Here is a 23,339-nt window from a genome sequence, read left to right as displayed (position 1 = left end):
CCGGCCGCCCTCGAACCGGCGCTCATCCGTGATCTCCCGGCCCGGGACGAGCGCCGGGGGTGTACAGAAACTACGCGCGTAGATATGCTCGTCTGGTGACCATGCCCACTACCGCACCCACAGCACACGCTCTCTCGGACGTCACCGCGTCCGACGGCACGCTGCGCCGCTTCCTCCACGGGCTGCCCGGCGTCGACGCGGTCGGCCTGGAGGCGCGCGCCGCGTCTCTCGGCACCCGATCCATCAAGACCACCGCGAAGGCGTACGCCATCGACCTCGCCATCTCGATGGTCGACCTGACGACGCTGGAAGGCGCGGACACCCCGGGCAAGGTCCGGGCGCTCGGCGCCAAGGCGGTCCACCCCGACCCGACGGACCGGACGACCCCGGCCACGGCGGCCGTCTGCGTCTACCCCGACATGGTGGCCGTCGCCAAGGAGGCCGTCGCCGGCTCGGGCGTCAAGGTCGCCTCGGTGGCCACCGCCTTCCCGGCCGGCCGTGCCGCGCTCGGCGTGAAGCTGGCCGACGTCCGCGACGCGGTCGCGGCCGGCGCCGACGAGATCGACATGGTGATCGACCGGGGCGCGTTCCTCGCCGGCAGGTACCTGAAGGTGTACGACGAGATCGTCGCCGTGAAGGAGGCCTGCGGGACGAGCGCCCGGCTGAAGGTCATCTTCGAGACGGGCGAGCTGTCGACGTACGACAACATCCGCCGCGCCTCCTGGCTCGGCATGCTGGCCGGCGCCGACTTCATCAAGACCTCCACCGGCAAGGTCGCCGTCAACGCGACCCCCGCGAACACGCTGCTGATGCTGGAGGCGGTGCGCGACTTCCGCGCCCAGACCGGCGTCCAGATCGGCGTGAAGCCCGCCGGCGGCATCCGCACCACCAAGGACGCGGTCAAGTTCCTGGTCCTGGTCAACGAGACCGCGGGCGCGGACTGGCTGGACGCCCACTGGTTCCGCTTCGGCGCCTCCTCGCTGCTCAACGACCTGCTGATGCAGCGGCAGAAGCTGGCCACCGGCCGCTACTCCGGCCCCGACTACGTGACGGTGGACTGATCCCCCATGGCATTCGAGTACGCACCCGCCCCCGAGTCCCGCGCGATCGTCGACATCGCGCCCTCGTACGGCCTCTTCATCGACGGCGAGTTCGCCGAGGCCGCCGACGGCAAGGTCTTCAAGACGGTCTCGCCGTCGTCCGAGGAGGTCCTCTCCGAGGTCGCCCGGGCCGGCGCCGAGGACGTGGACCGCGCGGTCAGGGCCGCCCGCAAGGCGTTCGAGAAGTGGTCGGCGCTGCCCGGCTCCGAGCGCGCCAAGTACCTGTTCCGCATCGCCCGCATCGTCCAGGAGCGCAGCCGTGAGCTGGCCGTCCTGGAGACGCTGGACAACGGCAAGCCGATCCGGGAGACCCGCGACGCGGACCTCCCGCTGGTCGCCGCGCACTTCTTCTACTACGCGGGCTGGGCCGACAAGCTCGGTCACGCCGGCTTCGGCCCGGACCCGCGGCCGCTGGGCGTGGCCGGCCAGGTCATCCCCTGGAACTTCCCCCTGCTCATGCTGGCGTGGAAGATCGCCCCGGCGCTGGCGGCCGGCAACACGGTCGTCCTCAAGCCCGCCGAGACCACCCCGCTGTCCGCCCTCTTCTTCGCGGACATCTGCCGCCAGGCCGGCCTGCCCAGGGGGGTCGTCAACATCCTCCCGGGCCACGGCGACGCGGGCGCCGCGCTCGTCGCGCACCCGGACGTGGACAAGGTCGCCTTCACCGGCTCCACGGCCGTCGGCAAGGAAATCGCCCGCACGGTCGCCGGCACGCGGAAGAAGCTCACCCTCGAACTGGGCGGCAAGGGCGCCAACATCGTCTTCGACGACGCCCCGATCGACCAGGCCGTCGAGGGCGTCGTGAGCGGCATCTTCTTCAACCAGGGCCAGGTCTGCTGCGCGGGCTCCCGCCTGCTCGTCCAGGAGTCGATCCACGACGAGCTGCTGGACTCCCTCAAGCGCCGCCTGTCCACGCTCCGCCTCGGCGACCCGCTGGACAAGAACACCGACATCGGCGCGATCAACTCGGCCGAGCAGCTCGCCCGGATCACCGCGCTCGCCGACCAGGGCGAGGCGGAGGGCGCCGAGCGCTGGTCCCCGGCGTGCGAACTCCCCTCCTCCGGCTACTGGTTCGCACCGACGCTGTTCACGAACGTCACCCAGGCGCACACCATCGCCCGCGACGAGATCTTCGGCCCGGTGCTGTCGGTCCTCACCTTCCGCACGCCGGACGAGGCGGTCGCCAAGGCGAACAACACGCAGTACGGCCTGTCGGCGGGCATCTGGACCGAGAAGGGCTCCCGGATCCTGGCCGTCGCGAACAAGCTGCGCGCCGGTGTCGTCTGGTCCAACACGTTCAACAAGTTCGACCCGACCTCGCCGTTCGGCGGTTACAAGGAGTCGGGCTTCGGCCGCGAGGGCGGCCGCCACGGCCTGGAGGCTTACCTCGATGTCTGACCGTCTGAGCGTCTTCAAGACCTACAAGCTGTACGTCGGCGGGAAGTTCCCGCGTTCGGAGAGCGGCCGGGTGTACGAGGTGTCCGATTCGAAGGGCAAGTGGCTGGCGAACGCGCCCCTCTCCTCCCGCAAGGACGCCCGGGACGCGGTCGTGGCCGCGCGCAAGGCGTTCGGCGGCTGGTCCGGCGCGACCGCGTACAACCGCGGCCAGGTCCTCTACCGCGTCGCGGAGATGCTGGAGGGCCGCCGCGAGCAGTTCGTGCGCGAGGTGGGCGAGGCGGAGGGCCTCTCCAAGTCGAAGGCGGCCGGGGTCGTCGACGCGGCCGTGGACCGCTGGGTCTGGTACGCGGGCTGGACCGACAAGATCGCCCAGGTGATCGGCGGCGCCAACCCCGTCGCGGGCCCCTACTTCAACCTCTCCTCGCCCGAGCCGACCGGTGTGGTCGCCGTGCTGGCGCCGCAGGAGTCGTCCTTCCTCGGCCTGGTGTCGGTCGTGGCCCCGGTGATCGCGACCGGCAACACGGCGGTCGTGATCGCCTCCGAGAAGGCCCCGCTGCCCGCGCTGTCCCTGGCCGAGGTGCTGGCCACCTCGGACGTCCCGGGCGGTGTCGTCAACGTGCTGTCCGGCCGCACGGCCGAGATCGCGGCACCGCTGGCCGCGCACCAGGACGTCAACGCGATCGACCTCGCGGGCGCCGACGAGGCGCTGGCGAAGGAGCTGGAGATCGCGGCGGCCGACAACCTGAAGCGCGTCCTGCGTCCACAGGCTGTGGACTACTTCGAGACGCCGGGGACCGACCGGATGACGGCGTTCCTGGAGACGAAGACGGTGTGGCACCCGACGGGCTCGCTGGGCGCCTCCGGCTCCGCCTACTGAGCCCGGCCGGGCCCGGCGCCCGGCCTCGTCGGGACCGGCCGCGGCGCCCCGCGTCCGGTCACCCGCGAGGGCGGCCGGACGCCCCCTGCCGGGGGCTCAGCGGCCCAGCGCGCCCAGTACCTGCCCCGCCACCGGCACCGCGCCGAGCGAGCGGGCCTGGGCGACCGGGGCCGTCAGCATCCGCGAGCCCACCGGCTTGAAGTCGGCCACCTGGGTGCCCAGCCCGTTGTCGAGCGGGTCCACGCCCGTGCCCGCCAGCGGGTTGGGCTTGAGGCCGGCGACCGGCCCGGTGACGTAGCCGGTCGCGGCGGAGAGCGCCGTCAGGCCCGCCTGCGGGTCGACCTTGCCCAGCGACGTGGGCCGCCACGGCACGTTCAGGAGCTGGGGGCCGGAGTCGGCGTGGGCCGTGGCCGCGCCCGCGCCCAGGGCCGCTCCGGCGGCGGCGAGGGCGATCAGGGCGCGCTGCGCGGTGGGGTGCTGGGGGGAGCTGTGTCGGGCCATCGCTGGTGCCACCTTCTGGTGCGCAGGGTAATCAGGTCGGCACCAAGGGTAGTTGAGGCGGGGCTCACGCTCAAAAGCCGACCCGCGGGGTCGGCAGGGCGCCCCCCATGCGTCAAACTGGTGTTCCGTGAGCATTCATCCCCCGTCACCCGCCCGTGTCGTGCTGCTGTGCGGCCCCTCGGGCTCGGGCAAGTCACTCGTCGCCGCCCGCTCCGGGCTCCCCGTCCTGCGCCTGGACGACTTCTACAAGGAGGCCGACGACCCGACTCTGCCGCTGGTGCGGGGGAGTTCGGACATCGACTGGGACCACCCGGAGTCCTGGGACGCGGACGTCGCGGTCGAGGCCATCACCCGGCTGTGCGCGACGGGTTCGACGCCGGTCCCGGTGTACGACATCTCGCTGAGCGCCCGTACCGGCGAGGAGGCGCTGAGCATCGGCCGCACCCCGCTGTTCATCGCGGAGGGCATCTTCGCCGCGGAGATCGTGGAGCGCTGCCGGGAGCTGGGCGTCCTCGCGGACGCGCTGTGCCTGACCCGCGGGCCCGTCACCACCTTCCGCCGGCGGTTCCTGCGGGACCTGAAGGAGGGCCGCAAGTCGGTGCCGTTCCTGGTGCGCCGCGGCTGGCGGCTGATGCGCGCGGAGCGCTCGATCGTCTCCCGCCAGGTGTCCCTCGGCGCCCACCCGTGCGACCGGGACGAGGCGCTGGACCGGCTGACGGCGGCGGCCGGCGGGCAGGCGCGGCAGCGGACGGCGGCCTGACGGCCGTACGCGAACGCGGAACGGGACTGGTCGGCCCCCCGGCCCGCCAGTCCCGTTCCTCTTGCTCCCCCGTGAGCCCACCCCCCAGGTGGCTCCCCCCGTTTCCCCCGTTCCCCCGTTGTCCCCCGTGTCCCCCCTCGGGCCATTCCCCCGATGGCCCCGGCCTTCAGGCGACCAGCTCGCCGAAGGCGTCCTCCTCGTCACGGCCGAAGCTGAGGACCTCGTCCTCACGCAGCCGGCGGAGCGACCGCCAGATGCTGGACTTCACCGTGCCGACACTGATGCCGAGTATCTCCGCGATCTCCGGGTCCGTGCGGCCCTCGTAGTAGCGCAGGACCAGCATGGTGCGCTGGAGTTCGGGCAGCCGGGCCAGCGCCTGCCACAGGACGGCGCGCAGTTCGGTGCCGCGCATCGCGTCCGTCTCGCCCGGCGTCTCCGGCAGTTCCTCGGTCGGGTACTCGTTGAGCTTGCGCCGCCGCCAGGCGCTGATGTGCAGGTTGGTCATGGTGCGGCGGAGGTAGCCGCCGACCGCCGCCTTGTCGCTGATCCGGTCCCACGCCCGGTAGGTCGAGAACAGCGCGCTCTGGAGCAGGTCCTCGGCCTCGAAGCGGTCACCGGTCAGGTGGTAGGCGGTGGCGTACAGGGAGGCGCGTCGCTCCTGGACGTAGGCGGTGAACTCCGCCTCCGTCAGGGACCGGCGCCGCTCACCGGAGTCCTCCCGGGACACGGAACCGCCGTGCTCGTCCGGGCGGGCGTCGACCACCGACATGTAGGACGCATGCTGGCGTCCGGTGCCACGGGCGCATCCCCGCCCTCCCCCGCGCTCGAAAGCGCTCGCGCGGGAGGGACCCCCCTCGGCACCGGACTTCTCGGTACCCCGGTGCACGTCGTGCAGGCGCGTGACCACTGCGCTGGTGCTGATGCCGTGCAGCGTTTTCATCTCGCGCTCCCCGTCGTGGACTTCCGGTGACTCGGTGTCGCCGGGCCGGTTCCGGCTCTCCGTCCGGCCCGTGACGAAAAGACTGCCGGGGCCACTTCATCGCCGTGTCCGCCGTCTGTCACAGACCTGTCACAGGGCCCCTCCCGGCGCGGTCACCCACCACGCGCGGGCGGCCGCGCCGGCGAAGGCCGGGCGCCGGCGGGTCGTACGACACCCCGTCCATGGGCCAGAATGAGCCCGTGCCTTCCCTGTTGCTGATCGAGGACGACGACGCCATCCGTACGGCCCTGGAGCTCTCCCTGACGCGCCAGGGGCACCGGGTTGCCACCGCTGCCAGCGGCGAGGACGGTCTGAAGCTGCTGCGCGAGCAGCGGCCGGACCTGATCGTGCTGGACGTGATGCTGCCCGGCATCGACGGGTTCGAGGTGTGCCGGCGCATCCGGCGCACCGACCAGTTGCCGATCATCCTGCTGACCGCGCGCAGCGACGACATCGACGTCGTGGTCGGACTGGAGTCGGGAGCCGACGACTACGTCGTCAAGCCGGTGCAGGGGCGGGTGCTGGACGCCCGGATCCGGGCCGTGCTGCGGCGCGGGGAGCGCGAGTCCAGCGACTCGGCGACCTTCGGCAGCCTGGTCATCGACCGCTCGGCGATGACCGTGACGAAGAACGGCGAGGACCTCCAGCTCACCCCGACCGAGCTGAGGCTGCTGCTGGAGCTGAGCCGGCGGCCCGGTCAGGCGCTGTCGAGGCAGCAGTTGCTGCGGCTGGTGTGGGAGCACGACTACCTGGGCGACTCGCGTCTGGTCGACGCGTGCGTGCAGCGGCTGCGCGCCAAGGTCGAGGACGTGCCCTCCTCGCCGACGCTGATCCGCACCGTCCGTGGTGTCGGCTACCGCCTGGACACGCCTCAGTGACCGACACGCAAGGGGGGTCGCGCGGCTGGGGCGCCGGGCGCAGGGGAGGTCTCGCACGGCTCAGGTTCACCAGCCTGCGGCTGCGGCTGGTGCTGGTCTTCGGGCTGGTGGCGCTCACCGCCGCGGTGTCGGCGTCGGGCATCGCCTACTGGCTGAACCGGGAGGCGGTGCTCACCCGCGCCCAGGACGCGGTGCTGCGCGACTTCCGGCAGGAGATGCAGAACCGCGCGGGCGCCCTGCCCGCGCACCCGAGCCAGGACCAGCTCCAGCGCGCCGCGGGGCAGATGGCCGCCAGCAGCCAGCGGTTCAGCGTGCTGCTGGTCGCGCGGGACGGCGACGGCGAGACGGTGTACGGCAACTCGGGCGGGATCAACGGCTTCGCGCTGGAGGACGTGCCGGAGTCGCTGCGCACGGCCGTGGCCAAGCGGCAGCAGGTGACCGACTCCAACCGGCAGCCGTACCACCTGTACTGGCAGCGGGTCGTGGCGCACGGCACGCCCTACCTGGTGGCCGGTACGCGCGTCATCGGCGGCGGCCCGACGGGGTACATGGCGAAGTCCCTGGAGCCGGAGGCGAAGGACCTCAACTCGCTGGCCTGGTCGCTGGGCATCGCCACCGGGCTCGCGCTGATCGGCGCCGCGCTGCTCGCGCAGGCCGCCGCCACCACCGTGCTGAAACCGGTGCACCGGCTCGGTGTGGCCGCCAGGCGGCTGGGCGAGGGCCGGCTCGACACCCGGCTGCGGGTGTCCGGCACGGACGAACTGGCCGACCTGTCGCGGACGTTCAACAACGCGGCCGAGGCGCTGGAGCACCGGGTCGCGGAGATGGCCGCGCGGGACGAGGCGTCCCGCCGGTTCGTCGCCGACATGTCGCACGAGCTGCGCACGCCGCTCACCGCGATCACCGCCGTCACGGAGGTGCTGGAGGAGGAGCTGGAGGCGGAGACCGGGAGCATGGACCCGATGATCGAGCCGGCCGTCCGGCTGGTGGTCAGCGAGACCCGGCGGCTGAACGACCTGGTCGAGAATTTGATGGAGGTCACCCGCTTCGACGCGGGCACCGCCCGGCTGGTCCTGGACGACGTCGACGTGGCCGACCAGATCACCGCCTGCATCGACGCCCGCGCCTGGCTGGACGCGGTCGAGCTGGACGCCGAGCGCGCTCTCCACGCCCGTCTGGACCCGCGCCGCCTGGACGTCATCCTCGCCAACCTGATCGGCAACGCGCTCAAGCACGGCGGCTCGCCGGTGCGGGTGTCGGTGCGGGCGGCGGACGAGTGGGTCGACATCCGGGTCCGCGACCACGGGCCCGGCATCCCGGAGGACGTCCTCCCGCACGTCTTCGACCGGTTCTACAAGGCGAGCGCCTCCCGGCCGCGTTCCGAGGGCAGCGGGCTCGGCCTGTCGATCGCGCTGGAGAACGCCCACATCCACGGCGGCGAGATCACCGCCGCCAACTCACCGGAGGGCGGAGCGGTGTTCACCCTCCGGCTGCCCCGGGACGCCTCACGGCTGACCGAGGAGGACGAGGGGGGCGCCGAGGACCGCGGGACGGGCCGCACCGGCGCGCGGAAGGAGGGGTCATGACCGTACGACGCCTGCTGGCGCTGCCCCTGCTGGGCGCGCTGCTCACCGGCTGCGGCATCCGGGCCACGGAGGTGCCGACCGACTTCGGGGCGGCGCCGTCCCGGGTGCCGTGCACGCTGGCCGGGCCGGACGCCTCCGCGGTCTCGCGCGGGGTGCCCGTCCAGGTGTTCCTGCTGTGCCGGGCGTCCCTAGTGGCCGTGGACCGCGCGGTGCGGGTCCCGGAGGGCACCGCGGACGCCCGGCGCCGGGTGATCGTCGCGCAGGGGCTGCTGGACCAGCTCGCGAAGTCGCCGACCAGCGCGGAGCGCTCCGCGGGTTACGCCACGCACGTGCGGGGCGGCCTCGGCGTGAGCGGGCCCGGCAAGGGGGACCCCGAGGACACGCTGCGGCTGACCACGGCGCCCTCGCGGCTCACCCCCTACGCGCTGGCCCAGTTGGTGTGCACCCTGTCCGACTCGGCGGCGACGGAGGACGACGGCTCGGTCATCCTGGGCGGCCCCGGCCCGGGCCCGCTGCGGCGCTACGAGTGCACGGACGCCGTCCGCGACCACCCCGGCACGACGCGGCCCCCGTCCGGGGAGATCACGGGCGGGTAGGAACCGGGGGCGCGGCCCGGATCCTACGGGCGAAACGTTTCCACGGCGGAACCGATCGCGCCCGCCCCCGCGTCTAGGGGGTCGTGCAGCGTCAAGGCTCCATCGGCGGCAGCGCCGCGATCCGCGTCCGTGTGACAGGGGGTGTCCTCCTCGTCGCGCACCTCGCCCTCGTCGCCTGGCTGATGCTGCGCCCCCTGGACGTCCTCTGGGTGATGCCCCCGAACCTGCGTCCGCTGGCCGGCGTCCGTGCCGACCTGGCGCTGGGCTGGCCGGGGGCCGCGAGGCCCCTCGGTGAGGGTCTCGCGCTGCTCGCGCCGCTGGGGGTGCTGCTGCCCATGGCGCACGGCAGGCTCACCGTCTCGCCGTTCGCCTCGCTGGTCCGTACGGCCGCGGCCGGCACGCTGGTCTCCCTCGGCATCGCCCTGCTGCAGACCGGTGTGCCGGGCCGGGTCGTGGACGTCGACTCGCTGCTGCTGAACACGGCGGGGGTCGTCGTGGCCCACCTGGCCGTCGTGCCGGCGGGCCGGGCGTGGCTGCGCCGGCGGGACACGCGTGAACCCGGTGCGGCCGGGCAGGCGGTCACCGTCCAGGAGGAGCTGGCTCAGGGGCGTACCCCGACGATTCCCAGGGTCGGGATCGCCCCGTAGAGCGATGTTTCGCCCCCTTCGTCTCCGTACCGTGGAAGACAGATGAGGGGCTCCGCCCGGGGCCCTCGCCACCGGCTCGCGAACGGGCCGACGACCACGGAGGAACCGAGATGACCGCCCTCGCCCGCCCCACCCACGGCCGCATGATCGGCGGAGTCTGCGCCGGACTCGCCCGGCGGTTCGGCACCTCGGCCACGACGATGCGGGTGATCTTCCTGGTGTCCTGCCTGCTGCCGGGCCCGCAGTTCCTGCTCTACATAGCCCTGTGGCTGCTGCTGCCGTCCGAGGACAAGGTGCGCAACGCCTGGTAGCCGACGGCGGCCGGGCCGCACGGCACGCGGGGCAGGTGACGCGCGGACGCCGCCGGGGCGCCCCCGGACTCCGGGGCGCCCCAGCGGCGTCGTACGGCGGGCGGTGTCAGCCGAGCGGGATCCCGTTCACCGGCACGCCGTGCGTGGGCAGACCGGTGTTGTGCACGGGCAGTCCGCCGAGCAGCCCGGCGACCGGCGCGGTCGGCCCCTGGGCGAGGACCTTCCGCACGGCGGGCTGGGCGGCGGCCACCCCGGCACCCACGGCGCCCTGCCCCTGCGTGAGCGCCTGGGCGGCACCCGGCAGCGCCTTGCCGACGTTCTCGGCCGGCAGCGTCCTCGTGACGGTGTCCAGGGCCTGCGACGCGCCCGGGGCGGCCGGGGCGGCGTTGGCCGCGCCCGCGCCGACGGCGGCGATGGCGGCACCGAGGGCGGCGACACCCAGGGTCTTGACGGCAGACTGCTTCATGAATGCGTCCTTGCGTGCGGAGACGGTGGACCACGAACGGGCCGAGCGGTCCCCGACCGTAAACATGCCGCACCGGCCGCCGCAAACACCGAAATGCGGACACCCCGTGAAAGCGTGTCCGCATTCCGTGCCGCCCAGACCTCGCGGCTATGCCTCCGGGTCGCCGGAACCGCTGGTGGACGCGGTCTGCCGGAACAGCCATTCGGATTTCAGCTCGGCGTATCCGGGCTTGATCACGTCATTGATCATCGCGAGTCGTTCATCGAAAGGAATGAACGCCGATTTCATCGCATTGACGGAGAACCACTGCAGGTCGTCGAGCGTGTAACCGAACGCGTCGACGAGGTGCTCGAATTCGCGGCTCATGCTGGTGTGTGACATCAGACGGTTGTCGGTGTTCACCGTCGCCCGGAAGTGCAGCCGGCGCAGCAGCCCGATCGGATGCTCGGCGTAGGACGGCGCGGCGCCGGTCTGGAGGTTGGAGCTGGGGCACAGCTCCAGCGGGATCCGCTTGTCCCGCACGTAGGAGGCGAGCCGGCCGAGCCGGACCGAGCCGTCCTCGCGGACCTCGATGTCGTCGATGATCCGCACCCCGTGCCCGAGCCGGTCGGCGCCGCACCACTGGAGCGCCTGCCAGATGGAGGGCAGCCCGAACGCCTCGCCGGCATGGATGGTGAAGTGGTTGTTCTCCCGCTTGAGGTACTCGAAGGCGTCGAGGTGCCGGGTGGGCGGGTGGCCGGCCTCGGCACCGGCGATGTCGAAGCCGGCCACCCCCGCGTCCCGGTGGCGGTTGGCGAGTTCGGCGATCTCCAGGGAGCGGGCCGCGTGCCGCATCGCGGTCAGCAGGGCGCCGACCCTGATCCGCCGGCCGTTCTCCCGGGCCAGCCGCTCGCCCTGCCGGAACCCCTCGTTGACGGCCTCGACCACTTCCTCCAGGGTCAGCCCCGCGGCGAGGTGCTGCTCGGGCGCGTAGCGGACCTCGGCGTAGACGACGCCGTCCTCGGCGAGGTCCTCGGCGCACTCCCGGGCGACCCGGACCAGGGCCTGCCGGGTCTGCATCACGCCCACGGTGTGCCGGAAGGTCTCCAGGTACCGTTCGAGCGAGCCGGAGTCGGCCGCCTCCCCGAACCAGATCCCCAGCTTGTCCGGGTCGGTCTCGGGCAGACCGGTGTACCCGGTCTCCCGGGCGAGTTCGACGACGGTGCCCGGGCGGAGCCCGCCGTCGAGATGATCGTGCAGCAGTACCTTGGGCGCCCGGCGGATCTGGTCCGGCGTCGGAACGTGTGCCGGCACGGGCGCCGGGACGGCCCCCGTCGGTGCAGTCTGGCTCGTCATTTCCGCACTGTAACTCCTACGCGCGTAGAGGTCCCGGTGTGCGCGGCGACCGGCGTCCGGCCTTTTTCCGCCGATACGCAACGGTGACCCCACGGACGGGTTTCGTACACCGCGCCTTCTGACACTGTTCTGTCATGGGACAGCAAGCGACACCGGTGCGAACGGCCAGGCTGGGAAAGGCAGTCGGCCCGGAGCCGACGTCGGTGAGCGGAGCGGTGCTGCTGCTCCCCGGCGGGCAGGAGGTCTCCGCCCGCCGCCCGTCCCCCGTCTGGCCGACGGCCCTCATCCGCCCCCTGGGCCGCGCGCTCGCCCGCACGGGCCGCACCGAGGGACTGGCCGTCCACCCCGTCCACTACCGCTACCGCGGCTGGAACGGCAGCGCGGCCCATCCCGCGGCGGACGCCGAGTGGGCCGCGGACGAGGTCGTACGGCGGTACGGGGACGTGCCCGTGTGCCTGGTCGGGGTGGACATGGGGGGCCGCGCGGCGCTGCGGGTGGGCGGCCACGACGCCGTCAACTCCGTGGTGGCCCTGGCTCCCTGGCTGCCCGAGGAGGACGTCGCCGCCCCTGCCGAGCCGGTGAAGCAGCTGGTGGGGCGCCGGGTGCTGATCGCGCACGGCACGAACGACGAACGGACCGACCCCGAGCTGTCGTTCCGGTTCGCGGCGCGGGCGAAGAAGGTGAACCGGGAGGTGTGCCGGTTCGAAGTGCACTCCGACGGCCACGGCATGCACGGGCACCGCGACGAAGTGCGCTGTCTGACGGCCGACTTCGTGATGGGGGCGCTGTTCGGGCGCCCGGTGGCCCGGCCGGTGGAGGACGCCCTGGCCGCGCCCCCGCCGATCGGCCTCCGCATGCCGCTGGCCGCGGGCTTCGGCAAGTCGCTGAAACGGTAGGACCGGCGGCGGGCGCGGCGACTCGACCGAGGGGAGGCCCGGGGGCCGGGCGGGACCGTTCCGGCCTCGGACGCACCCGGGAGCGGAGCCGCTTTCGCCGCGGACGCGCACGGCGGGCGGGGCGGCTCGGGCCACGGTCGTGTACGGCAGGCGGGGCCGCCCGGGTCGTGCCCGCGCCCGGCCGGGCGGGGCCGCTCGGGCCACGAACGCGTCCGGGGCCGGGGCCTGGTCCCACCCGGGAAACGGGACCACCCGGACCGTGCCCGCACCCGGCGGAGCGAGGCCGCCCGCGGTCACGGGCGCGGGCGGGGCCGAGCCGCGGGCACACGGACGGGGCGGGACGCGGACGCGTACGGGCGGGCGGGTCCGGGGCCGGGCCGGCGGGGACATCGGGGAGGTGGCGTCAGGCGGGGAGCAGGCCGCCTCTTCTGGAGAGCAGGAACTTCTTGAAGGCGGCCACCGGCGGGGTGTCCGGGCGGTCGGCGAGCCAGGCGACGCCGATCTCCCGCACCGCCCGGGGAGCGGTGACCGCCAGTTCCACCACGCCCGGCCGCGGCACCGTCGGCGGCGGCAGGAGGGCCACGCCCAGCCCGGCCGCCACCAGTCCCCGCAGCGTCTCCGCCTCCTCGCCCTCGAAGGCGACCCGCGGACGGAACCCCGCCTCGCGGCAGAGCGAGTCGAAGATGCGGCGCAGCCCGTAGCCGGGCTCCAGGGTGACGAAGGTGTCCTCGGCCGCCTCGGCCAGCCGGATACGGCGGCGGCCCGCCAGGCGGTGGTCGGCCGGGACGACGAGTCGGAGCTTCTGCTCGTCGAGGCGGCGGGCCACCAGGTCGGGCGCGTCGGGGACGGGCGAGGTGAGGCAGAGGTCCAGTTCGCCCGCGCGGAGCCGCTCCAGCATCGCCTCGCCGTAGTTCTGGACCAGGCTGAACCGGATCCGCGGGTGGTCCGCGCGGAAGGCGTGCAGCAGCCCCGGCACGGTCTCGGCGCCCATGGTGTGCAGGAAGCCGAAGGCGACCTTCCCGGTGGCCGGGTCGGCGTCCGCGCGGACCTCCTCGGCGGCGCGCCCGATCTCGGCGAGGGCCCGTTCGACGGAGGCGAGGAAGGTGCGGCCGGCGGTGGTCAGGGAGACGGTGCGGCCGTGCCGGGCGAACAGGTCGACGCCCAGGTCCTGCTCCAGGCGGGCCATCGCGCGGGAGAGGGTGGACTGCGGGACGTTCATCTCGTGGGCGGCCCGGGTGACGTGCTCCGTGCGCGCGACGCCGGCGAAGTAGGCGAGGCGGGGCGCGAGCAGCCGCACCGTCCCGCCCATGTCTGCTGTGTCACCGGACGGTGACAGCCGCAGCTGTGACCTGTGCTGATGCTCCATGGGATCGATTATGGCGATTCCATGCATTGGACGGATGAGTCCGGCCGTCCCTACGGTCGAGGCATGTCTCCCGCCAGTACCGGGGCGTCCGCCCCCGTGGACGCCGCTCCGCCCGCCCCCGACTCCGACCCGCGTCTCGCCCCGGGCGGCCCCGGCTACCGCCGGATGAGCTTCGCCCTGTTCCTCGCCGGGGTCGCGACCTTCGCCCTCCTCTACTCCACCCAGGCCCTGCTCCCGCTGATCTCCGGTGAGTTCGGCGTCGCGGCGGGCGAGGCGAGCTGGACCGTGGCGGCCGCGACCGGCGGGCTGGCCCTGTTCGTGCTGCCCATGAGTGCCCTGTCGGAACGTTTCGGCCGCCGTACGGTGATGACCGCGTCCCTGGCGGTCGCCGTCACCGTCGGCATGCTGGTGCCCTTCGCGCCGTCGCTCGGCGCGCTGGTGGTGCTGCGCGGGGTGCAGGGCGCGGCGCTGGCCGGTCTGCCGGCCTCGGCGACGGCCTACCTCGCCGAGGAGGTCCGGCCGAAGGCCCTGGTCACGGCCATCGGGCTGTTCGTGGCGGGCAACAGCGTCGGCGGGATGAGCGGCCGGGTGATCACCGGCTGGGTCGCCCAGGAGTGGGGCTGGCGGGTCTCGGTCGGCGTGATCGGGGCGGTCGCGGTCGCCTGCGCGGTGGCCTTCCGGCTGCTGCTGCCGGCCCCGAGGCACTTCACGGCGGGCTCGCTGCGCCCCCGCGTCCTGCTCGGCACGGTCCGCGACCACCTCTCCGACCCGCTGCTGCGCCGCCTGTACGCGATCGGCGCGCTGTTCATGGCGGTGTTCGGCGGGGTGTACACGGTGATCGGCTACCGGCTGACGGAGCAGCCGTTCGGGCTGCCGCAGGGCGTCGTGGGCTCGATCTTCCTCGTCTACCTGGTGGGCACGGTCTCCGCGTCCACCGCGGGCCGGCTGGTGGGCCGGTGCGGCCGCCGGGGCGCGCTCTACCTGGCGGGCGGTACGACGGCGGCGGGGCTGCTGCTCTCCCTGGCGTCCTCGCTCCCGCTGGTCCTGCCGGGCCTGGTGCTGATCACGGCGGGCTTCTTCGCCGGGCACGCGGTCGCCTCCTCGGCGGTCGGCAAGACCGCCACCCGCGGCCGGGCCCAGGCCGCGGCGCTGTACCAGTCCGCGTACTACATCGGCTCCAGCGCGGGCAGCACGGTCGGCGCGATGGCCTTCCACGCGGACGGCTGGGCCGGCACGGTCGGCGTGGGCCTCGTCGCGGTCCTCGGCGTCGTCACGATCACCGTGCTCGGCTCGCGCGCCGCCCGGGTGGCGGACCGCCGGGAGCCGGTGGCCGCGCACTGAGCCGCCGCACGCCGCTCCGCCCGCCGGGGCGACCCCTCCCGCCTGGGGTTTCTCCCACTCCGGGGGCCGTTGTCAGTGGGCTGCGGTAACTTCCCGAGTGCTGGGGCGCGACGGCGCGCCACAGGACGGCCACAGGGGTGGGTGGACGATGGGCAACGGCACGGCGACGGCGGACCTGGACGTCGCACTGGAGAAGCACCGGACCGAGCTGACGGGGTACTGCTACCGCATGCTCGGCTCCTCCTTCGAGGCCGAGGACGCGGTGCAGGACACCCTGGTGCGGGCCTGGCGGAGCTACGACACGTTCGAGGGCCGCTCCTCGCTGCGCTCGTGGCTGTACCGGATCGCGACGAACGTGTGCCTGGACATGCTGACCGCGGGCGGCAAGCGGGCGCGGCCGATGGACCTGACCGAGGCGTCCCCGCTCGCCCGGGCGGCGCTCTCCCCCCGTCCGGACAGCACCTGGCTGGAGCCGATGCCCGACGCGCGCGTGCTGCCGACGGTCGAGGACCCGGCGGAGGCCGCCGTCGCGAAGGAGTCCGTTCGGCTCGCCTTCATGGCGGCGCTCCAGCAACTGCCGCCCAAGCAGCGGGCGGTGCTGATCCTGCGCGAGGTGCTCGCCTGGCGGGCGAGCGAGGTGGCCGAGCTGCTGGGCACCACCGTCGCCTCGGTGAACAGCGCGCTGCAGCGGGCCCGCGCCACGCTCGCCGAGCGCGGCGAGGCGGGCTCCGCCGGAGCGGTGTCCGACCCGCTGGACGAGGAGCAGCGCGTACTCCTGGAGCGCTACGTGAAGGCGTTCGAGGGCTACGACATGACGGCGCTGACGGCGCTGCTGCACGAGGACGCCATCATGACGATGCCGCCGTTCGACCTGTGGCTGCGCGGCACCGCCGACATCACGGGCTTCATGACCACCTTCGGCGCCTCCTGCGCCGGCTCCCGGCTGCTGCCCGTCGAGGCCAACGGCCTGCCGGGCTTCGCGCACTACAAGCCGGACCCGGACAACGGCGGGTACAGCCCGTGGGCGGTGCAGGTCCTGGAGATCTCAGACGGCCGGATCACCGGTTTCCACTGCTTCCTCGACACCCAGCGCTGGTTCCCGCTCTTCGACCTGCCCCTCCACCTGGACGCGGAGTCCGACGAGGTCCAGGAGGGCGTGTAGCGCGGGGTCGGCGTCCCGCAGCCGTATCCGCCCGCCGGACCGGCGGGCGGTCAGCTCCAGCCGCGCCAGCAGGTCGACGGCGGCGAGACCGGGCGGCCCGATCCCGCCCACGTCGCACACGACCACCCCGGCGCCACGGCCCTCCAGCAGTACCCGCACTTCGGCGCACCACCGGGCCACCTCGTCACGGCGGACGGGTCCGGGCAGCACGAGCACGGCGGTGTTCTCGGCATCCACGTGCGGGTAGACCGGCACGGCCCGCGGAACTCATCGGCGGGTCCGGCCCGGGTGGCCGCGGGCACGGCCGCCGGGCGGGCGCGCTCCCGGCGGAGATCACATTGACCGGCCCGGCTCCGCCCCCGGAGGGTTGGCCCCATGACGGGGGTGCTGAGCGGGTTCGCGGTGATCGCGGTGGTCATCGGGGCGGGGTTCGTACTGGGGCGGCGAGGGACGCTCGGGGCGCAGGGCGGGGAGGTGCTGACCCGGCTGGCGTTCGCGGTGGCCGGTCCGGCGCTGCTCTTCACCACCCTCGCGCGCGCCGACCTCTCGGTGCTGTTCTCCGCCCGGCTGCTGGTGACGGCGCTCGGCACGGCCGCCGTCGCCGGGGTGTTCGTGGCGGTCGGCGTGGTCCGGCGCTGGGGGCTGGGCCGTACGACGATCGGCGCGCTGTGCTCGGGGTACGTCAACTCGGGCAACCTCGGCATCCCGATCGCCGCGTACGTCCTGGGCGACGCCTCCCTGGTGGCGCCGGTCCTCCTCTTCCAGGTCGTGCTGGTCGCGCCCGTCGCCCTCACCGTCCTGGACCTCTCCCGGCAGGACCACGAGGACGGCAGAGGCGGCGAGGGCGGGGAAGGCGGGAAGGGTTCGGTGGGGCGGCTGCTGCTGACGCCGTTGCGCAATCCCGTCGCCGTGGGCTCGCTGTCCGGGGTCGTGGTGTCGGCGGCGGGCTGGCGGCTCCCCGGCCCGGTCCTGAACCCGCTCGCCCTGCTCGGCGCGATGTCCGTGCCGGCGGCGCTGCTGGCCTTCGGCATGTCCCTGCACGGCAGCCCGGCCCCGGGCCGGGGGCGGGACCGGCTGCCGGTCCTGCTGTCCGTGGCGCTGAAGTCCGTGGGCCAGCCGCTGGTGGCGTGGGCGCTGGCGCGGGGCGCCTTCGGACTGCACGGCGCCGCGCTGCTGGACGTGGTGGTGACCGCGGCCCTGCCCGGCGCCCAGAACCTGTTCACCTACGCGAGCCGCTACCGGGTGGCCGAGGACCTGGCCCGCGAGTCGGTCCTGCTGTCGACCCTGGTGTCGGTCCCGGTGCTGGTGGCGGTGGCGGCGGTGCTGGGATGACCCGGGCGGCCCGCGGCGGGCGCGTACCGACCGGGACCGGCGACGGTCCGCCGGTCCCGGGCCCCGGAACGGTGCGGGGCGCGGGTCAGGCGATGCGCTCCAGCACCACCGGGCTGGGCCGGAAGTCCGTGCCCGGCGCCGCGACGTCGTAGGAGCTTTCGACCGCCTCCAGCGCGTACGCGAAGCGCTCCGGGGTGTCGGTGTGCAGGGTCAGCAGCGGCTGGCCCTCGGTGACCGTGTCACCCGGCTTGGCGTGCATCTCCACGCCCGCCGCCGCCTGCACCGGGTCCTCCTTGCGGGCGCGGCCCGCGCCCAGGCGCCAGGCGGCGATGCCGATGTCGTAGGCGTCCAGGCGGGTCAGGACGCCGGAGGACGGGGCCGTGACGACGTGCTGCTCCCGCGAGGTGGGCAGCTCGGCGTCCGGGTCGCCGCCCTGGGCCGCGATCATGCGGCGCCAGACGTCCATCGCGGAGCCGTCGGCCAGCGCCTTCGCCGGGTCGGCGTCCTTCAGGCCGGCCGCGTCGAGCATCTCGCGGGCCAGCGCGATCGTCAGCTCGACGACGTCCGCCGGGCCGCCGCCCGCCAGGACCTCCACCGACTCGCGGACCTCCAGGGCGTTGCCCGCGGTGCGGCCGAGCGGGGTGGCCATGTCCGTCAGCAGCGCGACCGTCTTCACGCCGTGGTCCGTGCCGAGGCCGACCATCGTGGACGCCAGCTCGCGGGCGTCCTCGATCGTCTTCATGAAGGCGCCGCTGCCGACCTTGACGTCCAGGACCAGGGAGCCGGTGCCCTCGGCGATCTTCTTGGACATGATGGAGGACGCGATCAGCGGGATCGCCTCGACCGTGCCGGTGACGTCCCGCAGGGCGTACAGCTTCTTGTCGGCGGGGGCCAGGCCGTCGCCCGCCGCGCAGATCACCGCGCCGGTGGTGTCGAGGACGTGCAGCATCTCCTCGTTGGAGAGCAGGGCGCGCCAGCCCGGGATGGACTCCAGCTTGTCCAGGGTGCCGCCGGTGTGGCCGAGGCCCCGGCCGGAGAGCTGCGGCACGGCCGCGCCGCAGGCGGCGACGAGGGGGGCCAGCGGGAGGGTGATCTTGTCGCCGACGCCGCCGGTGGAGTGCTTGTCGGCCGTCGGGCGGCTCAGCGTGGAGAAGTCCATGCGCTCGCCGGAGGCGATCATCGCCGCGGTCCAGCGGGCGATCTCGGCGCGGTTCATGCCGTTCAGCAGGATCGCCATGTTGAGCGCGGCCATCTGGTAGTCGGCGACCTCGCCGCGGGTGTACGCGTCGATGACCCAGTCGATCTGCTCGTCGGTCAGTTCACCGCGGTCCCGCTTGGTGCGGATGACGGAGATGGCGTCCATGGCCATGGCTGGTGGCTTCCTTCCGGGAGGTGCGAAGCCGTACGGCCCCCCTGAGCACTCAGGGGGGCCGTACGGGAGTTACTTGGCGAGGTGGTCCGGGCCGAAGGCCTGGGGCAGCATCGCGGAGAGCGGGAGGACGCCCGCGGGGGTGTCCAGGAGCAGGTCGGGGCCGCCGAACTCGTACAGGAGCTGGCGGCAGCGGCCGCAGGGCACCAGCAGGGCGCCCTCGCCGTCCACGCAGGTGAAGTGCGTGAGGCGACCGCCGCCGGTGCGCTGGAGCTGCGAGACCAGGCCGCACTCGGCGCACAGGCCGATGCCGTAGGAGGCGTTCTCGACGTTGCAGCCGGTGACGACGCGGCCGTCGTCGACCAGGGCCGCCACACCGACCGGGTAGCCCGAGTAGGGGGCGTAGGCGTGGGCCATGGCCTCGCGCGCCTCGGCGCGCAGTGCCTCCCAGTCGAAGGCGGCGGTCTCCGTGCTCACTTGCCCTGACCCTTCCGGTACCGCATGCCGTCGGCCTTCGGCATCCGCAGGCGCTGCGCGGACAGCGACAGCACCAGCAGCGTGACGACGTACGGCGTGGCGCCCACGAAGTCGCTCGGGACCTCGTCGGTGAACAGGTACCACACCAGGACCAGCACGGCCGTGCCGAGGCTGATGCCGCCCTGCCAGTGTGCCTTGCGGTAGATCTTCCAGCCGGCCAGCAGCGCCAGCAGGACGACCAGCAGGAGCAGCAGGGCGTGCACGGTGACACCGCCGTTGCGGAGCTGGAGGGCGTCGGAGTAGCCGAACAGGCCCGCGCCCATGGCGAGGCCGCCGGGACGCCAGTTGCCGAAGATCATCGCGGCGAGACCGATGTAGCCGCGGCCGCCGGTCTGGCCCTCCAGGTAGGTGTGCGAGGTGACCAGCGCGAGGAACGCGCCGCCCAGGCCGGCGAGGCCGCCGGAGACGGCCACGGCCGCGTACTTGTACCGGTAGACGTTGACGCCGAGCGACTCCGCGGCGACCGGGTTCTCGCCGCAGGAGCGCAGCCGCAGGCCGAACGGGGTGCGCCACAGCAGCCACCAGCTGCCGACGAACAGCAGCACGGCCAGGACCGTCACCACGGACAGGTTGGTGATCAGGCCGCCGATGATGCCGGCGAGGTCGGAGACCAGGAACCAGTGGTGCTTCTCGATCGATGCGAGGCCGTCCGAGAGGCCGGGCAGGGTGACGTCGGGCAGCGAGTCGGCCGGCGGGGACTGCTTGGGGTTGCCGCCCGCCTCGGCGGCCGTGCCGTCGGCGAAGAACAGCTTGGCCAGGTACTGGGTGGCGCCGAGCGCGAGCAGGTTGACGGCGACACCGGAGACGATGTGGTCGACGCCGAAGGTGACGGTGGCCACGGCGTGCACCAGGCCGCCGAGGACGCCGAAGCCGATGCCGCACAGCAGGCCCAGCCAGGGGTTGGTCTGCCAGCCGACCCAGCCGGCGCCGAAGGTGCCGAGGATCATCATGCCTTCGAGGCCGATGTTGACCACGCCCGCCCGCTCGGACCACAGGCCGGCGAGGCCGGCCAGGCCGATGGGCACGGCGAGGCCGAGCGCGGCGGCGACCTGGCCCGCGGAGTCGAGCTGGTTGGCACCGGTGATCACGCGGACGGCGGCGAGGAGCAGCAGGGCGCCGGCGACGATCATGAGGACGAGGCCGAGGGAGCGGCCGGAGCGCTGGGGCGCCCCCTCCGCCTTGGGCGCCGCGGGCGGCGGCGCGTCGGTCATCGTGGCAGTCATCACGCCACCTCCTGCTTCTTCTTCGTCGGGGCGGCGGCCTGCGCGGCGAGTTCGGCGCCGACCTTCTGCTGCTGGCGCTTGAGGCCGTAGCGCCGGACGACCTCGTACGCGATCACGACGCACAGGACGATGACGCCCTGGATGACGCCGAGGATCTCCTTGTCGTACCCCTCGAACTCGAGGTGGTTGGTAGTGCGCTCCAGGAAGCCCCAGAGCAGGGCGCCGAGCGCGATGCCGACCGGGTTGTTGCGGCCGAGCAGCGCGATGGCGATGCCGGTGAAGCCGATCCCGGTGGGGAAGCTGTTGTCGTACTGGTGGCTCTCGTTCAGCAGCGTGGGCATGCCGATCAGGCCGGCCACCGCACCGGAGATGATCATGCTGGTGGCGATCATCTTCTTCACCGACACACCGCTGGCGGAGGCGGCGCTCTCGGACTGGCCGACCGTGCGCAGGTCGAAGCCGAACCGGGTGCGGCCGAGCACGAACCAGTAGGCGAGGCCCACGATCACGGCGACGACGATGAAGCCGTCCAGGACGCCGGCCTGGCCGGTGTCGATGCTGAAGAAGAACGAGGACGACGGCAGCGGCTCGGTGGAGACGAGGGTGCCGCCCTGCTGGAGTTCGCCGAGCCGGTCCGGCTGGAGCAGGTAGCCGATGATCGCGGTGGCGATCGAGTTCAGCATGATGGTCGCGATGACCTCGCTGACGCCCCGGGTCACCTTGAGGATGCCCGCGATGGCCGCCCACAGGGCACCGGTCGCCATGGCGCATATCAGGATCAGCGGGATGGCGATCCAGCCCGGCACGGTCAGCGCGCCGCCGAGGACGGCGGCGATGAACGCGGCGAGCCGGTACTGGCCGTCGACACCGATGTTGAACAGGTTCATGCGGAAGCCGACGGCCACCGCGACGCCCGCGAGGTAGTACGTCGTCGCCTTGTTGAGGATGTAGACCTGGCTGTCGCTGGCGAAGCCGTAGGTCATCATGTCGCTGAAGGCGGAGCCGGGGTTCTTGCCGGTCGCGGCGATCACCAGGGCGGTGACGACGAGCGCGGCGACGACCGCCAGCACCGGGGCGGCGACGCCGAGGAACAGCCGCTCCTTGTCGATCCGTGAGGTCAGCTTGTTCATCGCTCGTCGTCCTCTGTGTGCTCCAGGTGGCCGGTGGCCGCACCCGTCATGGCGGAGCCCAGCTCTTCGGGGGTGATGGTGGCGGGGTCGGCGTCGGCGACCAGGCGGCCGCGGTACATCACCCGCAGGGTGTCGGAGAGGCCGATCAGCTCGTCCAGGTCGGCGGAGATCAGCAGTACGGCCAGGCCCTCGCGGCGGGCCTCGCGGATGTAGTCCCAGATGGCCGCCTGGGCGCCGACGTCCACACCGCGGGTGGGGTGGGCGGCGATGAGCAGCTTGGGGTGGTGGCTCATCTCGCGGCCGACGATCAGCTTCTGCTGGTTGCCGCCGGACAGCGAGGCCGCGGTCACGTCGATGCCGGGCGTGCGGACGTCGTACGCCTGGACGATCCGCTCGGTGTCGGCGCGGGCCGCCTTGATGTCGAGGAGGCCGCCGCGCGAGTTCGGCTTCTCGGTGACGTGGCCGAGGATGCGGTTCTCCCACAGCGGTGCTTCCAGGAGCAGGCCGTGGCGGTGGCGGTCCTCGGGGATGTAGCCGATGCCGGCCTGGCGGCGGTCCCGGGTGGCGGTGCGCGAGATGTCGGTGCCGTCGAGCGTGACGACGCCGGTGTCGGGCTGCCGCATGCCCATGATCGCCTCGACCAGTTCGGACTGGCCGTTGCCCTCCACGCCGGCGATGCCGAGGACCTCGCCCTTGTGGATGGTGAAGGAGACCTCGTCCAGGATGATCCGCTCGATGCCGTCGAGGTCGGTCTGCGACAGGTGCACCCCGGCCAGCTTCAGCATCGGGACGTCCGTGACGGTGGACTCCTCGGTCTCCGGGGTGGGCAGCTCGCTGCCGACCATCAGCTCGGCGAGCTGCTTGGGGGTGGTGCCCCGCGGCTCGACCGTGCCGACGGTGGTGCCGCGCCGGATCACGGTGATCTCGTCGGCGACCGACAGCACCTCGCCCAGCTTGTGGGAGATGAAGATGACGGTGAGGCCCTCGGCCTTGAGTTCGCGCAGGTTGTCGAAGAGCGCGTCGACCTCCTGCGGCACGAGCACGGCGGTCGGCTCGTCGAGGATGAGGGTCTTGGCGCCTCGGTAGAGGACCTTGAGGATCTCCACGCGCTGGCGGTCGGCGACGCCCAGCTCCTCCACGAGGACGTCGGGCCGGACGTTCAGGCTGTACGCGTCCGAGATCTCCTTGATCCGGGCGCGGGCCTTGCCCCCGATGCCGTACAGCTTCTCCGCGCCGAGGACGACGTTCTCCAGCACGGTGAGGTTGTCGGCGAGCATGAAGTGCTGGTGCACCATGCCGATGCCGCGGGCGATGGCGTCGCCGGGGTTGTGCAGGACGACCTGCTCGCCGTTGACCGTGATGGTGCCCTCGTCCGGCTGCTGCATGCCGTACAGGATCTTCATCAGGGTGGACTTGCCGGCGCCGTTCTCACCGCACAGGGCGTGCACGGTGCCCGTGCGCACGGTGATGTCGATGTCCCGGTTGGCGACGACGCCGGGGAAACGCTTGGTGATGCCGCGCAGTTCGACGGCAGCGGGAGGGCTGGACG

General features: G+C 73.2%; 24 protein-coding genes. 13 read left to right on the top strand and 11 right to left on the bottom strand.

The window, feature by feature from the left end:
- Positions 1–101 precede the first annotated feature (101 nt).
- Genes deoC through ACZ4K2_RS15215 form a run of 3 tightly spaced genes read left to right on the top strand, consistent with a single transcriptional unit; the run spans position 102 to position 3,375 of the window.
- Positions 102–1,061: a deoxyribose-phosphate aldolase gene (gene deoC, locus ACZ4K2_RS15225; protein WP_467478271.1), complete on the top strand. Its 960-nt coding sequence runs from the start codon at positions 102–104 to the stop codon at positions 1,059–1,061.
- A 6-nt stretch (positions 1,062–1,067) separates the two neighbouring features.
- Positions 1,068–2,498: an aldehyde dehydrogenase family protein gene (locus ACZ4K2_RS15220; protein ID WP_467477878.1), complete on the top strand. Its 1,431-nt coding sequence runs from the start codon at positions 1,068–1,070 to the stop codon at positions 2,496–2,498.
- On the top strand, positions 2,491–3,375 hold the full coding sequence (locus ACZ4K2_RS15215; protein WP_467477881.1) for an aldehyde dehydrogenase family protein: 885 nt from the start codon (positions 2,491–2,493) through the stop codon (positions 3,373–3,375). Before ACZ4K2_RS15220 ends, ACZ4K2_RS15215 begins: the two co-directional genes overlap by 8 nt.
- 96 nt (positions 3,376–3,471) lie before the next feature.
- Here ACZ4K2_RS15215 and ACZ4K2_RS15210 read toward each other — a convergent pair whose 3' ends face one another.
- Entirely contained in the window at positions 3,472–3,876 is a 405-nt protein-coding gene (locus ACZ4K2_RS15210) for a hypothetical protein (RefSeq protein ID WP_467477883.1), read from the bottom strand.
- Positions 3,877–4,036: 160 nt separating this feature from the next.
- On the opposite strand from ACZ4K2_RS15210, the gene ACZ4K2_RS15205 reads away from it, so the two are divergent.
- On the top strand, positions 4,037–4,636 hold the full coding sequence (locus tag ACZ4K2_RS15205) for a uridine kinase family protein (RefSeq protein ID WP_467478273.1): 600 nt from the start codon (positions 4,037–4,039) through the stop codon (positions 4,634–4,636).
- Between the two features lie 166 nt (positions 4,637–4,802).
- On the opposite strand, the gene ACZ4K2_RS15200 is transcribed toward ACZ4K2_RS15205, so the two are convergent.
- Positions 4,803–5,576 (bottom strand): SigE family RNA polymerase sigma factor, encoded by a 774-nt coding sequence (locus ACZ4K2_RS15200; protein ID WP_467477887.1) that lies wholly within the window; start codon positions 5,574–5,576, stop codon positions 4,803–4,805.
- A gap of 239 nt (positions 5,577–5,815) precedes the next feature.
- Between ACZ4K2_RS15200 and afsQ1 the strand changes: the two genes are divergently transcribed.
- From afsQ1 to ACZ4K2_RS15175, 5 genes are all read left to right on the top strand, one after another.
- Positions 5,816–6,493 carry a two-component system response regulator AfsQ1 gene (gene afsQ1, locus ACZ4K2_RS15195; RefSeq protein ID WP_190012869.1) on the top strand — a complete coding sequence of 226 codons (678 nt, stop codon included), beginning with the start codon at positions 5,816–5,818 and terminating at the stop codon, positions 6,491–6,493.
- Entirely contained in the window at positions 6,490–8,079 is a 1,590-nt protein-coding gene (locus tag ACZ4K2_RS15190) for an ATP-binding protein (RefSeq protein WP_467477892.1), read from the top strand. Before afsQ1 ends, ACZ4K2_RS15190 begins: the two co-directional genes overlap by 4 nt.
- Positions 8,076–8,675: a hypothetical protein gene (locus ACZ4K2_RS15185; protein ID WP_467477895.1), complete on the top strand. Its 600-nt coding sequence runs from the start codon at positions 8,076–8,078 to the stop codon at positions 8,673–8,675. Before ACZ4K2_RS15190 ends, ACZ4K2_RS15185 begins: the two co-directional genes overlap by 4 nt.
- Positions 8,676–8,758: 83 nt before the next feature.
- The gene (locus ACZ4K2_RS15180) at positions 8,759–9,322 is read left to right on the top strand and encodes a VanZ family protein (RefSeq protein WP_467477898.1); all 564 of its coding nucleotides are present in this window, start codon (positions 8,759–8,761) and stop codon (positions 9,320–9,322) included.
- 110 nt (positions 9,323–9,432) lie between these two features.
- Entirely contained in the window at positions 9,433–9,633 is a 201-nt protein-coding gene (locus ACZ4K2_RS15175) for a PspC domain-containing protein (protein ID WP_467477902.1), read from the top strand.
- 106 nt (positions 9,634–9,739) lie between these two features.
- Here ACZ4K2_RS15175 and ACZ4K2_RS15170 read toward each other — a convergent pair whose 3' ends face one another.
- Complete coding sequence (locus tag ACZ4K2_RS15170; protein WP_467477905.1) at positions 9,740–10,099, bottom strand: ATP-binding protein; 360 nt, start codon at positions 10,097–10,099, stop codon at positions 9,740–9,742.
- A 147-nt stretch (positions 10,100–10,246) separates the two neighbouring features.
- Positions 10,247–11,434: an adenosine deaminase gene (locus tag ACZ4K2_RS15165; RefSeq protein WP_467477909.1), complete on the bottom strand. Its 1,188-nt coding sequence runs from the start codon at positions 11,432–11,434 to the stop codon at positions 10,247–10,249.
- A gap of 134 nt (positions 11,435–11,568) precedes the next feature.
- On the opposite strand from ACZ4K2_RS15165, the gene ACZ4K2_RS15160 reads away from it, so the two are divergent.
- A complete protein-coding gene (locus tag ACZ4K2_RS15160; protein ID WP_467477912.1) occupies positions 11,569–12,330 on the top strand; it encodes a dienelactone hydrolase family protein in 762 nt (253 codons plus the stop codon).
- A gap of 403 nt (positions 12,331–12,733) precedes the next feature.
- Here the strand turns inward: ACZ4K2_RS15160 and ACZ4K2_RS15155 are convergent, their stop codons facing one another.
- Positions 12,734–13,696 (bottom strand): LysR family transcriptional regulator, encoded by a 963-nt coding sequence (locus ACZ4K2_RS15155; RefSeq protein ID WP_467477913.1) that lies wholly within the window; start codon positions 13,694–13,696, stop codon positions 12,734–12,736.
- 63 nt (positions 13,697–13,759) lie between these two features.
- On the opposite strand from ACZ4K2_RS15155, the gene ACZ4K2_RS15150 reads away from it, so the two are divergent.
- Positions 13,760–15,037: an MFS transporter gene (locus tag ACZ4K2_RS15150; protein ID WP_467477916.1), complete on the top strand. Its 1,278-nt coding sequence runs from the start codon at positions 13,760–13,762 to the stop codon at positions 15,035–15,037.
- A gap of 148 nt (positions 15,038–15,185) precedes the next feature.
- Positions 15,186–16,199: a sigma-70 family RNA polymerase sigma factor gene (locus ACZ4K2_RS15145; protein WP_467477917.1), complete on the top strand. Its 1,014-nt coding sequence runs from the start codon at positions 15,186–15,188 to the stop codon at positions 16,197–16,199.
- Here ACZ4K2_RS15145 and ACZ4K2_RS15140 read toward each other — a convergent pair.
- Positions 16,083–16,454: an STAS domain-containing protein gene (locus ACZ4K2_RS15140; protein WP_467477920.1), complete on the bottom strand. Its 372-nt coding sequence runs from the start codon at positions 16,452–16,454 to the stop codon at positions 16,083–16,085. The two genes, ACZ4K2_RS15145 and ACZ4K2_RS15140, sit on opposite strands and share 117 nt — an antisense overlap.
- A gap of 120 nt (positions 16,455–16,574) precedes the next feature.
- Between ACZ4K2_RS15140 and ACZ4K2_RS15135 the strand changes: the two genes are divergently transcribed.
- On the top strand, positions 16,575–17,531 hold the full coding sequence (locus ACZ4K2_RS15135; RefSeq protein ID WP_467477923.1) for an AEC family transporter: 957 nt from the start codon (positions 16,575–16,577) through the stop codon (positions 17,529–17,531).
- Positions 17,532–17,616: 85 nt separating this feature from the next.
- Here the strand turns inward: ACZ4K2_RS15135 and ACZ4K2_RS15130 are convergent, their stop codons facing one another.
- The 5 genes from ACZ4K2_RS15130 to ACZ4K2_RS15110 all read right to left on the bottom strand — a co-directional run bounded on the left by ACZ4K2_RS15130 (position 17,617) and on the right by ACZ4K2_RS15110 (position 23,313).
- Positions 17,617–18,900: a thymidine phosphorylase gene (locus ACZ4K2_RS15130; protein WP_467477926.1), complete on the bottom strand. Its 1,284-nt coding sequence runs from the start codon at positions 18,898–18,900 to the stop codon at positions 17,617–17,619.
- Between the two features lie 72 nt (positions 18,901–18,972).
- The gene (locus ACZ4K2_RS15125; protein WP_467477928.1) at positions 18,973–19,377 is read right to left on the bottom strand and encodes a cytidine deaminase; all 405 of its coding nucleotides are present in this window, start codon (positions 19,375–19,377) and stop codon (positions 18,973–18,975) included.
- Positions 19,374–20,660 carry an ABC transporter permease gene (locus ACZ4K2_RS15120; RefSeq protein ID WP_467477930.1) on the bottom strand — a complete coding sequence of 429 codons (1,287 nt, stop codon included), beginning with the start codon at positions 20,658–20,660 and terminating at the stop codon, positions 19,374–19,376. Before ACZ4K2_RS15120 ends, ACZ4K2_RS15125 begins: the two co-directional genes overlap by 4 nt.
- On the bottom strand, positions 20,660–21,790 hold the full coding sequence (locus ACZ4K2_RS15115) for an ABC transporter permease (protein WP_467477932.1): 1,131 nt from the start codon (positions 21,788–21,790) through the stop codon (positions 20,660–20,662). The genes ACZ4K2_RS15120 and ACZ4K2_RS15115 overlap by 1 nt, the downstream gene beginning before the upstream one ends.
- Entirely contained in the window at positions 21,787–23,313 is a 1,527-nt protein-coding gene (locus tag ACZ4K2_RS15110; RefSeq protein WP_467478276.1) for an ABC transporter ATP-binding protein, read from the bottom strand. The genes ACZ4K2_RS15115 and ACZ4K2_RS15110 overlap by 4 nt, the downstream gene beginning before the upstream one ends.
- Positions 23,314–23,339 lie beyond the last annotated feature (26 nt).

It is taken from the genome of Streptomyces sp. NPDC025833, from assembly GCF_055558055.1.
Note: the sequence above shows the minus strand (reverse complement) of the source record. Positions and strands in the feature narration are given on the sequence as shown.

What these genes read in the sequence shown, in the direction of transcription:
- deoC (WP_467478271.1), top strand. Translation starts at nt 102, where the DNA reads ATGCCCACTACCGCACCCACAGCACACGCTCTCTCGGACGTCACCGCG.
- ACZ4K2_RS15220 (WP_467477878.1), top strand. Translation starts at nt 1,068, where the DNA reads ATGGCATTCGAGTACGCACCCGCCCCCGAGTCCCGCGCGATCGTCGAC.
- ACZ4K2_RS15215 (WP_467477881.1), top strand. Translation starts at nt 2,491, where the DNA reads ATGTCTGACCGTCTGAGCGTCTTCAAGACCTACAAGCTGTACGTCGGC.
- ACZ4K2_RS15210 (WP_467477883.1), bottom strand. Translation starts at nt 3,876, where the DNA reads ATGGCCCGACACAGCTCCCCCCAGCACCCCACCGCGCAGCGCGCCCTG.
- ACZ4K2_RS15200 (WP_467477887.1), bottom strand. Translation starts at nt 5,576, where the DNA reads ATGAAAACGCTGCACGGCATCAGCACCAGCGCAGTGGTCACGCGCCTG.
- ACZ4K2_RS15185 (WP_467477895.1), top strand. Translation starts at nt 8,076, where the DNA reads ATGACCGTACGACGCCTGCTGGCGCTGCCCCTGCTGGGCGCGCTGCTC.
- ACZ4K2_RS15175 (WP_467477902.1), top strand. Translation starts at nt 9,433, where the DNA reads ATGACCGCCCTCGCCCGCCCCACCCACGGCCGCATGATCGGCGGAGTC.
- ACZ4K2_RS15170 (WP_467477905.1), bottom strand. Translation starts at nt 10,099, where the DNA reads ATGAAGCAGTCTGCCGTCAAGACCCTGGGTGTCGCCGCCCTCGGTGCC.
- ACZ4K2_RS15165 (WP_467477909.1), bottom strand. Translation starts at nt 11,434, where the DNA reads ATGACGAGCCAGACTGCACCGACGGGGGCCGTCCCGGCGCCCGTGCCG.
- ACZ4K2_RS15160 (WP_467477912.1), top strand. Translation starts at nt 11,569, where the DNA reads ATGGGACAGCAAGCGACACCGGTGCGAACGGCCAGGCTGGGAAAGGCA.
- ACZ4K2_RS15155 (WP_467477913.1), bottom strand. Translation starts at nt 13,696, where the DNA reads ATGGAGCATCAGCACAGGTCACAGCTGCGGCTGTCACCGTCCGGTGAC.
- ACZ4K2_RS15150 (WP_467477916.1), top strand. Translation starts at nt 13,760, where the DNA reads ATGTCTCCCGCCAGTACCGGGGCGTCCGCCCCCGTGGACGCCGCTCCG.
- ACZ4K2_RS15145 (WP_467477917.1), top strand. Translation starts at nt 15,186, where the DNA reads ATGGGCAACGGCACGGCGACGGCGGACCTGGACGTCGCACTGGAGAAG.
- ACZ4K2_RS15135 (WP_467477923.1), top strand. Translation starts at nt 16,575, where the DNA reads ATGACGGGGGTGCTGAGCGGGTTCGCGGTGATCGCGGTGGTCATCGGG.
- ACZ4K2_RS15130 (WP_467477926.1), bottom strand. Translation starts at nt 18,900, where the DNA reads ATGGCCATGGACGCCATCTCCGTCATCCGCACCAAGCGGGACCGCGGT.
- ACZ4K2_RS15120 (WP_467477930.1), bottom strand. Translation starts at nt 20,660, where the DNA reads ATGACTGCCACGATGACCGACGCGCCGCCGCCCGCGGCGCCCAAGGCG.
- ACZ4K2_RS15115 (WP_467477932.1), bottom strand. Translation starts at nt 21,790, where the DNA reads ATGAACAAGCTGACCTCACGGATCGACAAGGAGCGGCTGTTCCTCGGC.